This window comes from Paenibacillus sp. 481 (genome assembly GCF_021223605.1).
In the GTDB taxonomy this organism is placed as follows: domain Bacteria; phylum Bacillota; class Bacilli; order Paenibacillales; family Paenibacillaceae; genus Paenibacillus_B.
In genome coordinates this window covers 895,866-914,706 of the sequence record NZ_CP075175.1, presented here as the reverse complement: position 1 = coordinate 914,706, position 18,841 = coordinate 895,866, and the positions used below count along the sequence as shown (strand labels likewise).

Below are 18,841 nucleotides of genomic sequence, written 5' to 3'. Positions count from 1 at the left end.
GCTGACTTTTACTGTACAAACAGGTACGTTATACTTAGAAGCATCATGTAGCAAAGGAAACGGATTTAGGAGGTTAGGTGATGAGTGAGTTTCTTCAGGACATCGATCTAAGCAAGCTGGACGAGCATGCCACGGAATTGGCACATGTGTTAGAGCAAAGCGCTGCCATCGTTTTTTTTGGCGGTGCAGGGACGTCAACAGAAAGCGGTATTCCCGACTTTCGTTCGGCGGGTGGGATATTAGAAGAGGGAGAGCAGTTTCCTCACCCCCCGGAAGTGATGCTGAGTAGTCATTTTTTTCAACAGGACCCAGAGTTGTTTTATCGCTTCTATCGTGCCAAAATGATATATCCCGATGCGGTCCCCAATGCGGCTCATCAAGTATTAGCACAATTAGAGCAGGATGGAAAATTACACGCCATCGTAACTCAAAATATTGACGGATTACATCAAGCGGCGGGCAGCCGAGAAGTGTGGGAGCTACACGGTTCGATTCACCGCAATGATTGTTTAGATTGCGGTACTCGTTATCCTTTAGCAGCGGTGCTCGATAGTGCTGCCAATGTGCCTCGCTGCACGGCATGCGGCGGCATGTTGAAGCCTGACGTCGTACTGTACGGCGAATCGCTCGACGACGCTGTTATTGCTAGCGCGGTGGAGCGAATTCGCTCCGCTGACTTGCTCATTGTAGGCGGCACTTCATTAATGGTGCAGCCAGCGGCCAGCTTTGTTCGTTTGGCAACGAAGGCAAAGCTCGTGTTGTTGAACCGCTCAGCAACGAGTGTGGATGCATATGCGGATGCGGTATATCGCGCACCGATGGGAGCGCTCTTGGAGCGCGCCTACGCTAAGTTGCACGGTTGATGGAAAGTTAGGAAGGTTAGGCCAGCGGTCGCTGAACCCTGTTAACAAGGTGAATGGAGCAAGCTTACACAGATTACACGACAACGTAGAGTTAGAGGGTGTCCAGTCACCCCATGCAGCAAGAGATGGAGGAAAATAAAATGCGGATGATAGGAATTGATTTAGGTACAACAAACCGTAAGGTCGGGCTATTTACCGAAACAGGAGAACTGATTGGGATGGCTTCCCGACCGACTTTAACGGTTGATACGGGTCTAGGCTTTGTTGTATACGATCCGGAAGAAATGTGGCAGGACGTTGCGCAAATGATTCAAGAAGTAACGGCGCAACATGGCAGCGACGATATTGCACATATCGGAATTACGAGCATGGCTGAGAGTGGCTTGCTTGTGAATCGACACACAGGTGCCGTGCAATCGCCGTTTCTGCCCTGGTTTGAAACGTGCTCATCACCGCAAGTGGAGCGAATTCGTCAGGCGGGTACACCTTTGGAGCTGTTTCAACGTACAGGTCTTCATTTGTCATTTAAACATGGTTTGCCGAAGCTGCTCTGGTTGCAGGACCGCGACCCGAACATGTTCGAAGACGCAGTATGGTTGTCTGTCTCCGGATACATTGCTTATCGCTTAAGTGGAGCGATGGCCTGTGACCCGACTTTGGCAACGCGTACTTTCGCTTATGATATCGCTAGTGAATCTTGGGATCGTCCATGGATCGAGCAGTTTGGCTTGAGCGTCGACATTTTCCCTGAAGTGCAACCGAGTGGCGCACCGCTTGGTACGGTGTTGCCAGCCATCGCGCAAGAGCTACGATTACCGGAAGAGGCTCAAGTCGCGATCGGTGGACATGACCATGTATGCGCAGCGTTAGCTGTCGGAGCTGTTGCACCAGGTGACGTGTACGTTTCCATGGGAACGGCTGAGACACTGGTCGGCACGATTACGAAGCGTCCGCTAGGTGAAGCCGAGTTTGCGACCGGATTATCGTATGGTATCCACGTCGTGCCTGGTTATAGCTTCTGGATGGGAGGCAATCCGTCCTCTGGCGGTTCAATCGAGTGGATTCGCCGCCAACTGGCTGATGACGCACTGTCGTATGAAGTGATCTGTGAGCTTATGAGCGATATTAATGACGGCCCAGGTGACGCGTTGTTCTTCCCGTATTTGTCGGGTAGCGGCGCACCGTATCCGAATTCGCGTACGCGTGCGGCATTTATTGGCTTATCGCAAGCGCATGGCAAGAAGGAGTTGCTGCAAGCTGTGCTGGAAGGTACAGCGTATCAGCTTGAAATGATCCGCCGCAGTGCAGAGCAGACGTCAGGCCATGCGATTCGTGCAATGTGGGCTGTAGGTGGAGGTACTCGTTTGACCGCTTGGCTGCAAACGAAAGCGGATGTATCCAACGCTACGCTTACGATACCGCCTGTAGAGGAAGCGACGATGCTTGGGGCTGCTTGCGCAGCAGCACTTGGCGCAGGATACTTTGCTAGCGCGGCCGAGGTGCGCGCTGCTATGCAAAGCCGCGGCGTTAAGACGATTGAGCCAGTGGCAGAGCGTCATGACGCGTATCGTCAAGTATTTGAACAAAAATACGAGCCGTTGGCCGAACAGCTGCGCCGTTTTAGTTAAGCGGGCATAACGTGCAGGCAGCAGAAGCTAGTATCTAGAAGCTAGTAACTAGTTTCTAGTAAATAGAAACTACAAGCTACAAGCTGGAAACTAGGCACTGCAAATCGGGTAATCGTTTCTAGTGCTAGCAACCACGAATTAGCAACAAGCAAGCATCTGCCTGATTTGCGCGAACGCACATTTACACGCATTTACATGTATTTACAAAAAGTATACCGCCTACGGCACGCGAAGCAAAGCTAGCGTGGCCTAGGGCGGTATTTTTGCTTATAACAGCAGGTGTAGTAGCCAATCATCAAGAATATGTAAGTAATGCTCATAATGGAGGAATAAATGATGGCGGTATTAGTGACAGGCGGGGCAGGCTATATCGGATCGCATACTGTAGCGGGCTTGCTCGAACGCGGTGAAGATGTAGTCATTGTTGACTCGTTAGAAACAGGACATGCTGGTGCAGTACGGGGAGGCACCTTTTATAAAGGGGATATTCGCGACCGTTCGTGGCTGGAAGGGGTGTTTCGTGAGCAGCGTATCGACACGGTCATCCACTTTGCAGCTTATTCGCTTGTTGGTGAAAGTATGGCGAATCCAGCGAAATATTATGACAACAATGTGCAAGGGACACTCGTTCTGCTTGAGACGATGCAGCGCAATGGCGTAAAGCGAATCGTATTTTCCTCGACAGCGGCCGTGTATGGTGAGCCAGAACGTACACCTATTCGCGAATCAGACCGATTAGATCCGACAAGTGTGTATGGGGAGACGAAGCTGACGATTGAACGGATGATGCGCTGGTTCCAGACTTCACATGGAATGGAGTACGTTTCGCTTCGTTATTTTAACGCTGCGGGTGCCCATGTAAGTGGACAGATTGGTGAAGATCATCGTCCAGAAACGCATCTGATTCCGATTGTGTTGCAGGCTGCGCTAGGCCAGCGCAGTGAGGTGGCGATTTTTGGCGACGACTACGCTACGCCAGATGGAACGTGTATCCGTGACTATATCCATGTCAGTGATTTGTGTAATGCGCATTTACTCGCGATTGATTACTTGCGGAACGGGGGCAGCAGCGACGTCTTTAATTTATGTAACGGGCAAGGATTCTCGGTCTTAGAAGTGATCCGGACCGTTGAACAAGTGACGGGAAGAGCGATTCCGACCGCTATTCACGAGCGGCGGGCGGGCGATCCGGCAGTGCTTATCGCTTCAGCGGACAAAGCGCGCGCCGTACTTGGCTGGGTACCACAGCATCGCTCGCTCGCTACTATTATCGCAAGTGCGTGGCAGTGGCATCAATCTCAGCCTCATGGATATGGATCGGAGTAAATTTTTCCATAATAAATAGGTCTTTATCATCTTTACACATAGCATAGGCACCCTCATAATAACGTTGAAGTATCAATTAGAAAGAGGAGTGAGGGGTCACATGCGTACGCGGAAATGGTTTGCGTTAGGAATAGCTGCTATCGTTATGATCGTCAGTGGTTGTCAAACGATTGGCACTGTCGATATGACGAAGGTAATCAAGCAGCAAATGAAAGTTCAGCCGCAGGAGCTAGCACAGTCGCTCTCATTTAAGATGAATCTTAGTGAGAAGCACAAGCCTGAAAATAAAGAAGCTGCAGAAGTCCTAAGATGGGTAAGCGACATCCAAGTGACGGCGGATACTAAGGCTATCGATATGTTCAACACCTCGGTAGTAGGAAAATGGAAAGCAGGCGGAGTTGAATTACCATTTAAGTACGCTGTACAAGATGGTGAGCAAGTGATTTGGGTTGAAGGTGCGAAGGTGCCGTTTGCCGTTGAAGCGGAGAAATTGACACGCGAACAATTGGAGATGGTACAAGAGCTCACAAGCAAATTTTACACACTCGCTGAAACAACGTCTGACTTTGTAGTTAAGCACGCTCCAATGCCGAAAGTTGCGACAGCGACTGCCGTTTCGGAGAAAGTGGCTGGCGAAACGATTTCACTGAACAAAGTACATATTGAGCTTGCTGGTGACGAGTTGATTGGCTGGACGAAAGGGTTGCTAACATCATTATTGAAAGATGATGAAGGACTCAAAGCCTGGCTCGTGGAAGTCGGAAAGATCGTAGCACCTACCATCAAATCCATTGAGGATTTTGCTGGAGAAGAGCTTAATGCATCTGATCCCGAATCAAAATGGTTGAAAGATGAACAACTATTCGCGGCCAAGGTTCATAAAGAGATTAAAGACAATCGTGATGAGTTTTTGAAGGAAATGGAAAAAGGCTTGGATGAAATGTTAAAAGATACGCCAGAGGCAAAAGCGATTTTCGGACCGAATACGAAACTGATTTTGGACTACTACGTGGATAGTCAGTTCAAGGTTCGTAAGATGGAGACGAAGCTGCATGTGCAATTGCCTATATCGGAAGAAATTCCGGTAGATTCGTTTACGATTCAACTTGCTCAAGAGTATAAGAACGTAACCGGTCCAGTTAACATAGACAAGATCGATACCAAGAATGCGATTCGCATTAGCCCGGGGGATACACCATCACCAGGTACGATTCTGCGCAACTTTGATTCGAAATCGGCTGTATACCATTTGCTTAATAAAATGGACATCACCTCTAAATCGGTCTGGCTCCCATTAGCTGCTGGACAGTATGATGAGTGGTTTGCTAACGAACCGGCGCCGTTTGTTGAAAAAGGTGTCTCCTATGTTCCACTCCGCAAGTTGAGCGAAGAGCTTGACGCTGACTTTAAGTGGAACGCCGCAAACAAGCAAGCTGTTCTTATTGATGATATTACGCAAACGCGGATTGAGCTAAAAGTAGGCAGCAAGCAAGCACAAGTAGGAACATTAACAAAAACGTTATCGAAAGCTCCTTTTGTAAAAGAAGGAACGCTATACGTGCCGTTGCGTGAAGTAGCCGAGCTGCTTGGCGCGAAAGCAAAAGTACAAGAAGGTTACGTTGTAATCGAACGTCCGTAATCGTTCATGGATACAAGATCGAAGTGTTGAGCACGCAAGGTGGTGTGCTTAACCTTCGGTCTATTTTTTTATGCCAAATGTGGAACACTGTGGAACGTGCATTCGCACATGGAGGTTAGCCGTCTCCTGAGGACGGACTTTTACATATGAAATGCATAGAAAGCAGGAAATTTCGTCCCGATGTAGTAACTTATGAGTAGGTGTAAATGCAGCCGAGTGACAGGCGTTGCTAACAGCTTGATTTTTTGACATAAAAAAGGAGCGTGCATGCAGTGGCAAAATCGTTAGGCTCAAGTACAAACATAATTATTCGGTTAGAAATCGATAAAAATCGGTGTAGCTTTGCTCAAGTAGCTGCCGCCATCGGCGAAAGCGGCGGCGATATTGTAGCTATCGACGTGATCCGCGGAACGGCGACAACGACGGTGCGTGATATTACTGTAAATGTATACGACGGTAGTGTGAGTGATCGAATTGTCCAACGATTGCGCTTACTGGATGGTGTAAGCGTTGTCAACGTTTCCGATCAAACCTTTCTTATGCACTTGGGTGGCAAAATCGAAATGCAACCTAAAGTACCTATCCGTAACCGTGATGACTTATCTCGTGTGTATACGCCGGGTGTGGCGCGTGTGTGCATGGCGATCCATGAAGACCCGAATCGGGCCTACACGTTGACGATTAAACGCGATACGGTCGCTGTCGTATCGGATGGGTCGGCGGTGTTAGGACTTGGCAATATCGGTCCTTTAGCGGCTATGCCAGTTATGGAAGGAAAAGCAATGCTGTTTAAGCAAATGGCGGGTGTAGATGCTTTTCCGATCTGCTTGGATACACAAGATACGGATGAGATTGTTCGCGCGATTCAATTGTTAGCTCCCACGTTTGGTGGCATCAATTTGGAAGATATTTCAGCGCCGCGTTGCTTTGAAATCGAGCGACGCCTCACGGAGTTGCTTGATATACCTGTATTTCATGATGATCAGCACGGAACAGCAGTCGTCATATTGGCAGGCTTGCTGAACGCATTGCGTATTGTGGGCAAACGATTGGAAGATTGCAAAATTGTACTTTGCGGTATCGGAGCGGCAGGAATTGCTTGTACTGAAATGCTGCTGTCTGCTGGTGCTACAAATGTTATCGGTGTTGATCGTCAGGGTGCGCTAGTACGTACAAATGCGTATGAAAATGAAGCTTGGAACAAGTATGCAAGCATGACGAACCCGAACTTAGAAGCGGGGACGCTGTCCGATGTTATTCGTGATGCAGACATCTTTATTGGCGTATCGGGTCCAGGTGTACTGAAGCGTGCTGATGTGCAGTTGATGGCTACTGATCCGATCGTATTTGCGATGGCAAATCCGACACCAGAAATAGATCCTGAAGAAATTGAGGACATTGCACGCATCATTGCAACGGGGCGTTCCGATTACCCGAACCAGATTAATAACGTGCTTTGTTTCCCTGGTCTGTTCCGTGGCGTGCTTGACTGCCGTGCATCGCGCGTGACAGAGCGCATGAAGTTGGCTGCTGCTAAAGCGATCTCGGAAGTTGTGCCGATGGATGAATTAAGCGAGATGTACATTATTCCGAGTGTATTTAATACGCAAGTGGTGCCAAAAGTTCGCGACGCGGTCGTGGACGCTGCGTATTTAGACGGGGTTGCACGCCGTCGTGATTATCGCGATAAATCGAAGGGATAGGGGCGGTGTATTTAGGCACCAATCTGATATCCTGCGTTTGTGGATAAAGTGTCGATCCCTTTTATGTATAGTGAGATAGAAAGAGTCGCCTTGGGCGGCTCTTTTTTTCGTGTTGATTTCATGTATGGGGGAATAAGAGGTGCGTTTTTGATCGATAAACCCATTATATAACATTTTTATAAATTGCTATTATTGACTGTATGGAATATTTAGGTACAATATATCACAACAATGCGTTACTGAGTTTATGCTTTTATGTAGTAAAACATTATAGCGACGGACAGATCAACTTGTTAGCTGGAACGACGATGCCATGTAAATTGACCATTATTCAGTGTACAAAGGGGAGCGAGCACAATGAACAGCAAGGTAAATGGTACGACCCGCTTTAACATGTTAGTGATGATGATGTCTTTGCTTCTTCTGTTTGCAACCGCTTGCGGAACAGGCGGAAATCAAGCAGGAGGCAATAGCCCAGGTAGTAACAGTGGGGAGAGTGATAAGGCAGGCAACGGTAGCGCTGGCGGGCAAGCTCAATCGAGCAAAGTTCATATCGGCATTGCGCAAATCGTCGAGCATCCTTCATTGGATGAAGCGCGCCTTGGATTTATTAAAGCGTTAAAGGATAGTGGATATACAGAAGGCGAGAACTTAGAAATCGATTATCAAAATGCGCAAAACGAGCAGGCGAATGCCGTCATGATCGCACAAAAGTTTGCAACAGATGACAAACAGCTCGTACTAGCGATCGGAACATCATTGGCACAAGCGGCGGCAAAAGAAATAAAGAGCGCGCCGGTCCTATTTACAGCGATAACGGACCCGCTAGGAGCAGGACTTGTGCAAAGCTTGGAGGCGCCTGGAGCTAATGTGACAGGAACATCTGATTTGCATCCCGAAGCAGTGTCAAAGCTAATGGAGTTTGTTGCGAAACATGTTAAAGATGTCAAGACGGTTGGCATTCTTGCCAATGAAGGGGAACAGAACACGGTAACGAATGTGAATCAGGCAGTAACCGCGTTGGAGAAGCTGGGCATCGAAGTGAAGAAGGTGCCTGTTACAAATACGTCTGAAGTGAAGCAAGCGGCGGAGTCGTTAGTGGGCAAGGTGCAGGCGATTTACGTGCCGTCCGACAATACGGTTGTGAGCGCCTTAAATACGGTTGTTGCTGTTGCCAACGATAACAAGATTCCACTATTTGTTGCTGAAATCGATTCGGTTAAAAAAGGTGGCATGGCCTCATTTGGGTTCAGTTACTTTGAACTAGGCTACAAAACAGGAAAGATGGCAGTCGACATTTTGAAAAATGGGAAAAAGCCAGCTGACATTCCCGTACAGTATGCCGATACGCTAGATTTAGGGTTGAACTTGAAAGCTGCAGCTGCGCAAGGATTTGTCGTGACGGATGAACTGAAAGCGCAGATTAAACCGGATCATTTGTTTGAATAAGGGATAGCTAGTGCACACATTTGAAAGGAGGGACTCACATGTCAGGCTTCGGACTAGCGATGCTCAAGTCAGTTGAGCTCGGCCTCATCTACGCCATTATGGCGCTCGGCGTTTACATTACGTTTCGAATATTGGATTTTCCGGATTTAACGGTTGACGGAAGCTTCACGACGGGAGCAGCAATTGCAGCCATTTGTATTACGTCTGATGTCCATCCTCTTATTGGTACAATCTTAGCCTTCGTAGGCGGAGCGATAGCGGGGGCAATTACCGGACTTATTCATACCAAGGGTAAAATAAACGCGCTGCTGTCAGGCATTTTAATGATGATTGCCTTGTACTCAATTAACTTGCGAATTATGGGCAGATCGAACATCGGCCTATCTTCCAATGAGCAAACGTTATTGACTCCGCTATCCGGTGGCTTTGGATTGCTCGGCGCCATGCTGCTCGGTGCGCTAGCAATCAAGCTAGCCTTAGATTGGTTTTTGCGCACCGAAATTGGCCTATCGCTGCGAGCTACGGGCAACAACCCGCGCATGATTCGTAGCTTCGGCGTCAACACCGATCATACGATTATTATCGGTGTCAGCTTGTCCAACGGTCTTGTCGCGTTGGCAGGAGCACTCGTCGCGCAATATCAAGGCTTTGCGGATATCGGGTCTGGCTTTGGGATGATCGTGGTTGGGCTCGCGTCAGTCATTATTGGCGAAGCCGTATTTGGTCACCGGACCATATTCCACGCCACACTGTCTGTACTGCTTGGCGCGGTGTTGTACCGCGTCATTATGGCGGTGGCGATTCAAATGGAGCTTAATTCGGTAGACTTCAAACTGTTGACCGCCGTTATCGTGATTATGGCGCTGATTATTCCTATGGCTAGGCGCTCGGCTAAGCAGCGCGCTATTAGTCGGCAGCGTGCGCAGGACTTGGCAGAGCAAGGAGGACGATAGACATGCTGCACATGGAGCGAGTAAGCAAATTTTTCAATCCGAATACGGTAGATGAAAAACTGGCTTTATCTCATATTGATTTACGGCTGTCTCCCGGTGACTTTGTGACGATAATCGGCAGTAATGGTGCAGGGAAGTCGACTTTAATGAATATGATTTCGGGCGTATTGTCACCGGATTTAGGTACCATTCTTATTGATGGTAAGCATGTAACGAACGTTGCTGAACATAAGCGAAGCCGCTATATTGGGCGCGTATTTCAAGACCCGATGGCAGGTACAGCACCGACGATGACCGTCGAAGAAAATGTAGCAATTGCCCATTCACGTGGTCAACGCAGAGGGCTTGGATTTGGAGTGAATCGAGCGCGCCGCGCATGGTATCGTGAGCAGCTCGCCACGCTAGGTCTAGGTCTAGAAGACAGATTATTCGCTAAAGTAGGGTTGCTATCAGGAGGGGAGCGGCAAGCACTAAGCTTGTTAATGGCTACTTTTACGAGCCCGAAGTTGTTGTTGCTAGATGAACATACAGCTGCACTCGATCCTGCTAGAGCAGAAGTGATTACTCGGTTAACAGAGCACATCGTAGCTTCAACGAAGCTCACAACCCTGATGGTTACACACAATATGGAGCAAGCGATCCGGCTTGGCAACAGACTCATTATGATGGATAAAGGGCGGATCGTACTTGATGTTCCGTCAGAAAAAAAGAAGTCGTTAACGGTTGAATCTTTGTTACATGAATTTGAAAAAGTGCGTGGCGTCAAGTTCGTGGATGACCGTGTTGTACTCGGAGGGTAACAGAGAATAATAAGAAGGCATAAGTAGAAACATGTAAGAGCAGGTAAGAACAAGTAAGAACGAGAAGAATCTTTTATTTTACTGAAAAATAATGTAAATATTACACAAAAAAATATGCGATTAAATAGGCCTATAGTAGGCTTATTTTACCTATGCGGCTAGTTTAAAGTGTGATACAATCCATTAGTGTATGGTCCTTCATATCTCGACATCTATGTATATGAACATACAAATATTGATATAAATAGGACGTAATATCTAGGGGGTACATTAATGGATTGGTATCGTCGCAGCTTAGTGCCAAAATTAATTACCGTGCTCGCCATTTTTATTATGGCTTTGAGCACATTTTTTATTACTCGGGAATACCAAAGTGAACGCAGCGCTTATATGTTCTTACTACAAGAGAAGCAGCACTTGCTTGCTAAAATGGAATTTAAAGATTTGCTTGGTGCCATGCGACAAGCGTCACAAATGTTGCTGAGCCATAAAGCGGATGAGCCTGTGAAGAATGATTTGCTGAATCTGTTGCGTTACCGCTTAAACGGAATAGCGCAGGATGACGTGCTAAACGCTTTTTTGCTTATTCCTGAAGCGAAGCCGACTGAAGGTAAGGAGCAGAAATTTCGGATATTAGCAGGCAATGATGCGTTTGAAAAGGAAGATAAAGCTTCGAATAAGTCGTTTCCACTCAATGAACAGTTATTACAAGCCTATCAAGTAGCATTGACTGATAAGGTTGGTATGACGGAAGAATTTGATGTGCATGATCCGGATATGACCCTTATTACAGGTATGGTACCGCTGCGTGACGAATTTGGAAATATGCTGGCATTGTTCGTTATCGATTATGATTACACCACTGTCAAAGCACAATTAATAGATTATTTGATCGATGCGATCGTGATTAGTCTTACATTAGGATTGATCGTCATCGTGGTAGTTGGATGGTACATTCATCGCAAGCTACGGGGACTCAATGTCATTCATAAACTAAGTGAACAAGCTGCGCAAGGTGACTTATCGATCACACTAAGTGTGAAAGGCAACGATGAAGTCGGTCGATTAGCAGCTGTCTTTAATCAGATGATTGAACGGTTAAGCGAGCTATTGCGTGAGGTTCAGCAAGCTTCTCGCAACGTAGCGACAGCATCCAACGAGTTGCAGCGTGGTGCGGAGGAGACGGCCTCGTCGGCACAGGAGGTAAGTGCGGCAATGTCTGAAGTTGCACACGGCGCAAGCGTGCAAATGCAAAGCACGGAAGAGACACAGCGTGCTATGCAGGAGATCGCTGTTGGTGTGCAGCAAATTGCGGCATCATCTGTTCAAGTATCCGATTGGATGAAGCAATCGTCCCGTCAAGCAGAAGATGGACGAGTTGTGGTTGTACATACGGTTGATCAAATGAAAGCGATCCGCGCTGCTTCAGATGATACGAATGAAGCATTGTCAGGTTTGTCTGAGGGCATGAAGCAAATTAGTGAGGCGGTTCATTTTATTCAAGGTGTTGTAAAGCAGACCGAATTGTTGTCGCTCAATGCATCTATCGAAGCAGCGCGTGCAGGAGAGCATGGTCGAGGATTCCAAGTTGTAGCTACAGAAGTAAGAAAGTTAGCTGAACACTCCAAGCTATCCCTTGTGAAAATTACGGACTTGATCGTTGGTGTTCAGGCACAGCGCTCGATTACAGAAGCGGCGGCACAACGCCAGCAAGAAGCTGTCTCGCGCGGTTTAAAAGCCGTTCAAGATGTAGATGGCGCGTTTTTAGTCATTGCTGATGCGTTGCAGCGAACAACGGAGCAGGTACATGAAAGCACAACGGTGTCGAAGGAAATCGCAGATGCTTGCGGTCAAGTTTCTTCATTGCTGGAGCAGCTAAGTGATATTTCTATGCGTTCAAATGAATATACGCTGCAAGTAGCCTCTACGACAGAGCAGCAGTCTGCGTTAACAGAGGAAATGGCTGCTTCTGCAGACAGTTTGCTCTCGCTTAGCAAAGATCTAGACAATCAGCTGTCCAAGTTTAAGTTGGAAAGTTAGTCCAAAGAGACATGGGATTTTAGCGAATAGGATAACGAAATATAAGTATGAAGTTTGTAAAGCAGCCTCCTTTGATGGGGCTGCTTTTTTAATGTGAATGACGCAGGCACAGCTGGAGAGAAATGACGACCGCGCATCATCATAAAATGTGTGCTGCGGGGCAGTCTAACGTTGGAGGTGAATTACCGATGCCATATAACAAGGCAGAACGCATTCATAACCAACAAAATCATGCCAGCATTAAAGAAGCGAGCACAACCTTAAAGCTAAGAAAAGCAGCACATCGAGCACCAAGCTTGAATCGAATCTCAAAATAAGTACATTCATAAGGAGGATACACGATATGGCGCACAAACAACAAGGTCACGCAAACCAAAATACGAGCACACGTACATCTGATGCCAACAAAGCAAAAGGAAAACGTAAATAATGGCTGAATAATTGGATTTGAACAGCGAATACGATTGTGCGAATGCGCATGAAGATTTGCCGAAGTTAAAGGATGAGTACCATTCGTTGAAGACGAAAGCGCTGGGCGGGCTATCGGATGAAATCGAACAAGAACTGCACAGAGTGGAAAATCAAATCCATTTTGTGAAAAATAAATGCTCGCTACGATAATGAGCTAATTCATCGCTGATAGGAAAAAGCGCCGCAACGATAATCGTTGCGGCGCTTCATGTTAAACGGATGGTTGGGCTACAGGGGGAGCTGATAGCGTTGTTACAGGCGAGGAAGGACTAGCATCCGATGGACTTGCATTTGAACCAACCGTCGGATTCGTCCCGTTCTTTCCATTTGTACCACCTTGCTGCAATTCAGACATCTTATAATAGCGGCCCTTCATCTCAATCAGTTCATCATGTGTGCCTTGCTCTACAATTTCACCGCGATGAAGGACGAGAATTAAATCGGCACTGCGAATCGTCGATAAACGGTGTGCGATCATAAAGGTGGTGCGTCCACGTTTAAGCACTTCAAGTGCTTCTTGAATAATCGCTTCTGTTTCCGTGTCAATGTTAGCTGTTGCTTCATCTAATATTAAGATAGCAGGCTCAAAAGCAAGTGCACGAGCAAACGAGATCAGCTGACGCTGCCCAGCAGACAATGTACTTCCTTTTTCGACAACAGGTTCATCAAAACCGTTAGGAAGTGACTTTAATACACGGTCAGCACCTACAGCCAGTAGCGCTGCTTCGACCTTTTCCCGGGAAATACTCTTGTCGTTCAAACTAACATTGGAAGCAATCGTTCCTGTAAATAAATAAGGATCTTGAAGCACGATACCCATATGTTGGCGCAACCATTGCTTCGGAATGCTCGTTATTGACTTGCCATCAATTCGAATTTCACCTTTTTGCGGATCATAGAAGCGGAACAACAAGTTCATAATGGAGCTTTTGCCCGAACCCGTATGACCAACAAGTGCTACGGTTTGACCTGGTTTTGCTTCAAACTTAATGTTTTTCAACACATAATCCTCTTTGTAAGCAAACGATACTTGATCAAACTCTACATGACCCTTGTAGCGCGGCATACTTCCATCTTTTACGCTTTCTCCTGGTTCATCCATCAGTTCGAATACACGACCCGCAGATACGAGCGACGAATCAAGGTTAGCCAGTTGGTTGACCATTCCTGTAACCGGGTGGAATAGTCGATTGATCAAATCGGAGAAAGCATATAGTACGCCAAGCGTAACTGCACTGTTGCCACTAAGACTAGCGCCAGCAAAGTGCCATAAGATGACAGCGATTGCGACGTTGCGAAGCACGTTAACCAAGTTGTGGGACGTAATCGCATTCAAGTTCAGCATTTTATTTTGATAGGTCAAATACTCGTTGTTCATATGTTCGAACTCATCCATCGTTTGCTGTTGACGTCGGAAAGAGCGGATGACAGGCATCCCTTGGATCGATTCGTTGATCATCCCGTTAATGTCACTTAAACGTGAGCGAATGACCGTGTTGTAGCGTGTCGCGAATTTACGGTAGAGCACGATCCATAACACGATCATCGGAATTAAAAAGGTACAAATAAGAGCCAATTGTACATCCAAAATGAAGAGTGCAATATAAATACCTGTAATATGAATAATGCCGCTCGCAAACTGGGTCAATACCGATGTAAACAGCTCTTTTACAGCCTCGGTATCGTTCGTAATACGGGAGACAACTTTACCTGCGGGTAAATTATCAAAGTATGGAATCGGCAAACGCTGTACGTGAGCGTACACGTCGCCACGCAGCTTCTGAATTACTTGGTTCGCAGCTTTTTGCAAGCCTAGTGTTTCACCAAAGCTTAAAATGACACTAAATAAGAGCAATAGTGCATAAACAGCGGTCCATTTCATAATGCCTTTAATTTCGGGCTGATAAAAGGCTAACGTATCGTCTAAGCTCATTTTAACAGCGGGTGCTGACCATGTTTTGGTGTCTTTTTGTATCGTTAATGTCCCGTTATTATATTGACGTTCACCTGATATAGGTACATCGCGGTCAACGAACACGAATGTTGTACCTATTTGTAGGACACGCACTTGCTTACCGCGTGCTTCACCTGCTGCGAAACGATCTTCGCGTTTAAAAGTGCGCCCGTCGTAAGATACGGATTCCTCCGTGTCAGATGAAGATGTCAGCTCATAATACGGTTTCTCAATGCCTAAAATGTGTTGGTCAATGATAGTCTTCGCGATAAAGGGACCGCAAAGTCCAACACCGACGGCAACGGTTAGCATGATCAAAGACAGTATAAACGTCTTTTTAAAATGTAATGCATATTTCCACAATCGCCTGCCGACGTTGCGCGGCTTGACGATCTGTTGTTCCTCAACCATGAGTTAAAGCTCCTTTCATTCCAGGGTAATCAGTCGTTCCGACGAAATTACAAGCTGGACTCCATTTGTTGACGCTCAAATTGTTCTTTGTACCATCCGCCATGAGCGACCAATTGTTCATGCGTACCTTGCTCCACAATGCGGCCATCATCCAGCACAATAATCCAATCTGCATGTTCAATCGCAGAGAGACGATGGGTCGTAATGAGTGTCGTCTTGCCTGAGCGTTGCTCACGAATGTTACGAATAATGTTTGCTTCGGTGCGCGCGTCTACAGCTGATAGCGCATCGTCTAACAATAATATTTCAGGGTTGGCGATAAATGCACGTGCGAGTGATACGCGCTGTTTCTGACCGCCAGAAAGGGCAACCCCTTTTTCTCCGACAAGTGTTTCTAGGCCTTGAGCCAATGTCGGCAAATCTTGAGTGAATGATGCTGTTTCAATCGCTTGCAGAACGGTCTCGGTATCAGCATCCGTGTTACCGTATAAAATATTTTGCTGCACTGTTTTAGAGAACAAAATTTGTTCCTGCGGTACGTAGCCGATCCAGCTATGAATTCGATCAAGCGGAAGGCGATCAACTGGAACCCCATTTATGCGGAACTGACCTTCACCTACTGGATATTCACGCAGGAGCTGCTTCATAAAGGTAGACTTCCCGCTGCCTGTGCGGCCAACGATACCGAGCGTCTGTCCTTTGCGCAGTGACAATGAGAACTGCTCCAAATTGTTCACTGTAGAGGAAGGATAGCGGAATAGGTAGTCCTTCCACACGAATGTTTCTGGAACGGTTACATCCGTTGTTCCTTGTTCATCCTGCACATCCGGCTTATAATGCAATACTTCATTAACGCGGTCGATAGATGCGTTACCGCGCTGCATGACGTTAATTAAATCGCCAATTGCGAACATCGGCCAAATCATCATACCTAGGTACATATTAAAAGCTAACAATTGTCCGAGTGTAAGCTCATTATGAATGATAAGATAAGCGCCATATACGATACCGATCATGTAGCTTAAACCAATAGAGAAGCTAATTGTAGGCTCAAACAGCGCGTCGATTTTGGCGACGGACATATTCTTTTTGTACACGTCATGTGTAGTGTCGCGGAACCGTTGCTCATCCTGTTTTTCTTGCACATAAGCGCGTAATACACGTACGCCACCGACCGATTCAAGCACTTGGTCATTCATTTTACCGAATGCATCTTGTGCAATCGTGTAACGCTCATGAATTTTTTTACCGAACACTTTCATCCCGATTGCAATAATAGGGAGTGGCAGAAGCGCCATCAACGTGAGCTTCCAGTGAATAAGAAAGATCATGGCAAAAAAGACGGTGAGTAAAAAGATGGTCGAGTCCGTAATAAGCAGCATGCCGTAGCCTGCTGTTTGAGACACGGATCGCAAATCGTTCGTTGCCCGTGCCATCAGGTCGCCAGTGCGATTTTTTTCGAAAAACGTTGGCGTCATTTTGAGCAAATGTCCCATCAACTTGGAACGCAACTTGCGTTCAACGAGAAAAGCACCGCCAAACAAGTTATACATCCAAACGTACGTAATCCCATAAATAAGCACCATTGAGAGTAAAATGTACACGATGTATCGAGTAAGTGATTCCCACGTAATCGTTCCATATACGATGTCATCAAGCGCTTGACCTAACAATCGAGGCGGAACAAGTTCGAGTACACCTACTCCGATGAGCATTGTTAATCCGATCAAATACCTCGTTTTGTGCTCTTTAAAAAACCAGCCGAGCTTGCCTATTACCGCAAACATAAAGTCTCACTTCCTTTTGTTCATTTCTTTATAAACAAAAAAGGCATATCGTCCGTGAACGATATACCTATTGCTTCAAGGATATATGCGTACGAGCGTAATGTCGCCCGTAGCTGCTTAGTGTTAGTCACTCGGTATGTACGCATTGATGCTCGATGTTAGTCGAGTAGTGTGCGTATGATACAGTGAATCAAGCTGGCATATGGATATGCCAATCTGATACTCGCCGCAGGGCTCCATAATTAAATTTAGTTATTGTCGTCTGACGTGCGTCGACGTTAATCAAATTAATCATAACTAACAACATGGTAGTCACCTGCCTTTCTGCGAAAGTAGCTAGATGAATGAACTGGTAATAAGTTCATTTACATCCGCTCGTTGATTCTAGCATCGTTTTTAAAGCGTTGTCAACCGCTAAATTGAAAAAAATGACTTTTGTGCGAATGCGGATAAAGTGAGATGCGAAGAAAATCAAAGAATACATTTGTGAGCGGCTTCATTTGGCAGTATGATAAAAGTATACGGATACTGCCCACGTAAGATGCTTCTATTAACATAACGCGCAATCAAATGTACTTAGATTCGGATCACGACTTTCCGATAAATAAAGATAAAATACCAGCAGCAATAAGCGGCCCCACAGGTACACCGCGAAACAACGCTACGCCGATAATGGTGCCGACGAGTAGTCCGGCTACTACCGTTGGCGAAGCATTCATTAAGCTTGCACCTCGACCGCCTAAATAGGCAACGAGTATGCCGACGGCTATGGCTAAGATTGATTTCCAGTGCAGAAATGATTTCAGCATCGTTTCGACAGACAATTTGCCGCTAGCAATCGGGGCCATCACGCCAATAGTGAGCACGATAATGCCGATCGTTAGGCCATATTTTTCAATCCACGGAAACAAGGTGTGCATATTCGTTACGCGTACCAATAAGAGCACGAGCATGGCAATCGTAACGGCGGAATTGCCGCTTAAGAGGCCAAGTCCAGCTAAGCCAAGCAGTAATAAGGATGAAGTATCTAGTTGTGTCATCTGATGAACTCCTTTCGTACGAGGACAAGGATACCATATTTCTACAATAAAAACATGTGAGCATGTGAGAGGAGCTGCACGTATGAACACGATTTTGCTAACAGGCTTCGACCCTTTCGGTCAGGAGACGATCAATCCTTCGTGGGAAGCAGTACGCCAGTTGGATGGCGAGCAGGTAGAGGATTACATCATTAGAGCGGTCCAACTTCCGACTTCGTTTCGCCGTTCAGCAGCAACGTTGCGGGCTGCGATGCAGCAGCATAAGCCCGATGCGGTCATCTGTGTGGGACAAGCGGGAGGCAGACCGGATATTACCCTTGAAAGAGTAGCTGTTAATGTAATAGATGCCCGTATTCCGGACAATGATAAGGAGCAGCCAATTGATGTACCCGTCGTCCCGAATGGACCAGCTGCTTACTGGACGACCTTACCGGTAAAAACGATACGCAGTGCCTTGCATGAACAAGGGATTCCTAGTTCGATTTCCTATACAGCAGGTACTTTTGTGTGTAACGCTATTTTTTACGAGCTGATGCATGAGACAGCCGCCTGGGATAGAAGCTGTGCAGCTGGGTTTGTACATATTCCATTTTTACCTGAACAAGCGGCTTCATACCCGAATTCGCCAAGCATGTCGCTATCAAGTGTCGTGACGGCGTTACGAACGCTTGTCAAACATGTACACGCTTTAGAGGATCATACACAAAGCGCAGGTACATTACACGGGGCTTAATGTAGCATAATACGCGAAGTACGGAACCTAATATAAGGAAGTAA

Annotated in this window: 15 protein-coding genes; 12 read left to right on the top strand and 3 right to left on the bottom strand. The window is 46.6% G+C overall.

Annotation, left to right across the window (positions count from 1 at the left end; translation table 11 throughout):
- Positions 1-80 precede the first annotated feature (80 nt).
- The 11 genes from KIK04_RS03795 to KIK04_RS03750 all read left to right on the top strand — a co-directional run bounded on the left by KIK04_RS03795 (position 81) and on the right by KIK04_RS03750 (position 13,022).
- Positions 81-863 carry an NAD-dependent protein deacylase gene (locus tag KIK04_RS03795; RefSeq protein ID WP_232277002.1) on the top strand — a complete coding sequence of 261 codons (783 nt, stop codon included), beginning with the start codon at positions 81-83 and terminating at the stop codon, positions 861-863.
- 113 nt (positions 864-976) lie between these two features.
- Entirely contained in the window at positions 977-2,491 is a 1,515-nt protein-coding gene (locus KIK04_RS03790; protein ID WP_232277001.1) for an FGGY-family carbohydrate kinase, read from the top strand.
- Positions 2,492-2,827: 336 nt separating this feature from the next.
- Complete coding sequence (gene galE, locus KIK04_RS03785; RefSeq protein ID WP_232278584.1) at positions 2,828-3,817, top strand: UDP-glucose 4-epimerase GalE; 990 nt, start codon at positions 2,828-2,830, stop codon at positions 3,815-3,817.
- A 100-nt stretch (positions 3,818-3,917) separates the two neighbouring features.
- Positions 3,918-5,456 (top strand): copper amine oxidase N-terminal domain-containing protein, encoded by a 1,539-nt coding sequence (locus KIK04_RS03780; protein ID WP_232277000.1) that lies wholly within the window; start codon positions 3,918-3,920, stop codon positions 5,454-5,456.
- A 272-nt stretch (positions 5,457-5,728) separates the two neighbouring features.
- Positions 5,729-7,159: an NAD-dependent malic enzyme gene (locus KIK04_RS03775; RefSeq protein WP_232276999.1), complete on the top strand. Its 1,431-nt coding sequence runs from the start codon at positions 5,729-5,731 to the stop codon at positions 7,157-7,159.
- Between the two features lie 357 nt (positions 7,160-7,516).
- Complete coding sequence (locus KIK04_RS03770; protein ID WP_232276998.1) at positions 7,517-8,608, top strand: ABC transporter substrate-binding protein; 1,092 nt, start codon at positions 7,517-7,519, stop codon at positions 8,606-8,608.
- Between the two features lie 38 nt (positions 8,609-8,646).
- Complete coding sequence (locus KIK04_RS03765) at positions 8,647-9,561, top strand: ABC transporter permease (RefSeq protein ID WP_232276997.1); 915 nt, start codon at positions 8,647-8,649, stop codon at positions 9,559-9,561.
- 2 nt (positions 9,562-9,563) lie between these two features.
- Positions 9,564-10,361, top strand: a complete 798-nt coding sequence (locus KIK04_RS03760; protein ID WP_232276996.1) for an ABC transporter ATP-binding protein — start codon at positions 9,564-9,566, stop codon at positions 10,359-10,361.
- Positions 10,362-10,634: 273 nt separating this feature from the next.
- Positions 10,635-12,401: a methyl-accepting chemotaxis protein gene (locus tag KIK04_RS03755; RefSeq protein WP_232276995.1), complete on the top strand. Its 1,767-nt coding sequence runs from the start codon at positions 10,635-10,637 to the stop codon at positions 12,399-12,401.
- 188 nt (positions 12,402-12,589) lie between these two features.
- The gene (locus KIK04_RS24155) at positions 12,590-12,718 is read left to right on the top strand and encodes a hypothetical protein (RefSeq protein WP_269670991.1); all 129 of its coding nucleotides are present in this window, start codon (positions 12,590-12,592) and stop codon (positions 12,716-12,718) included.
- A gap of 130 nt (positions 12,719-12,848) precedes the next feature.
- Positions 12,849-13,022 (top strand): DUF2524 domain-containing protein, encoded by a 174-nt coding sequence (locus tag KIK04_RS03750; protein WP_232276994.1) that lies wholly within the window; start codon positions 12,849-12,851, stop codon positions 13,020-13,022.
- 61 nt (positions 13,023-13,083) lie between these two features.
- Here the strand turns inward: KIK04_RS03750 and KIK04_RS03745 are convergent, their stop codons facing one another.
- The 3 genes from KIK04_RS03745 to KIK04_RS03735 form a co-directional block, all read right to left on the bottom strand.
- Positions 13,084-15,237, bottom strand: a complete 2,154-nt coding sequence (locus KIK04_RS03745; protein ID WP_232276993.1) for an ABC transporter ATP-binding protein — start codon at positions 15,235-15,237, stop codon at positions 13,084-13,086.
- A gap of 47 nt (positions 15,238-15,284) precedes the next feature.
- A complete protein-coding gene (locus KIK04_RS03740) occupies positions 15,285-17,024 on the bottom strand; it encodes an ABC transporter ATP-binding protein (RefSeq protein WP_232276992.1) in 1,740 nt (579 codons plus the stop codon).
- 587 nt (positions 17,025-17,611) lie between these two features.
- Positions 17,612-18,064, bottom strand: coding sequence for a DUF441 domain-containing protein (locus KIK04_RS03735; protein ID WP_232276991.1), 453 nt, complete (start codon positions 18,062-18,064; stop codon positions 17,612-17,614).
- 82 nt (positions 18,065-18,146) lie between these two features.
- On the opposite strand from KIK04_RS03735, the gene pcp reads away from it, so the two are divergent.
- The gene (gene pcp, locus KIK04_RS03730) at positions 18,147-18,797 is read left to right on the top strand and encodes a pyroglutamyl-peptidase I (RefSeq protein WP_232276990.1); all 651 of its coding nucleotides are present in this window, start codon (positions 18,147-18,149) and stop codon (positions 18,795-18,797) included.
- The last annotated feature ends 44 nt before the right edge of the window (positions 18,798-18,841 follow it).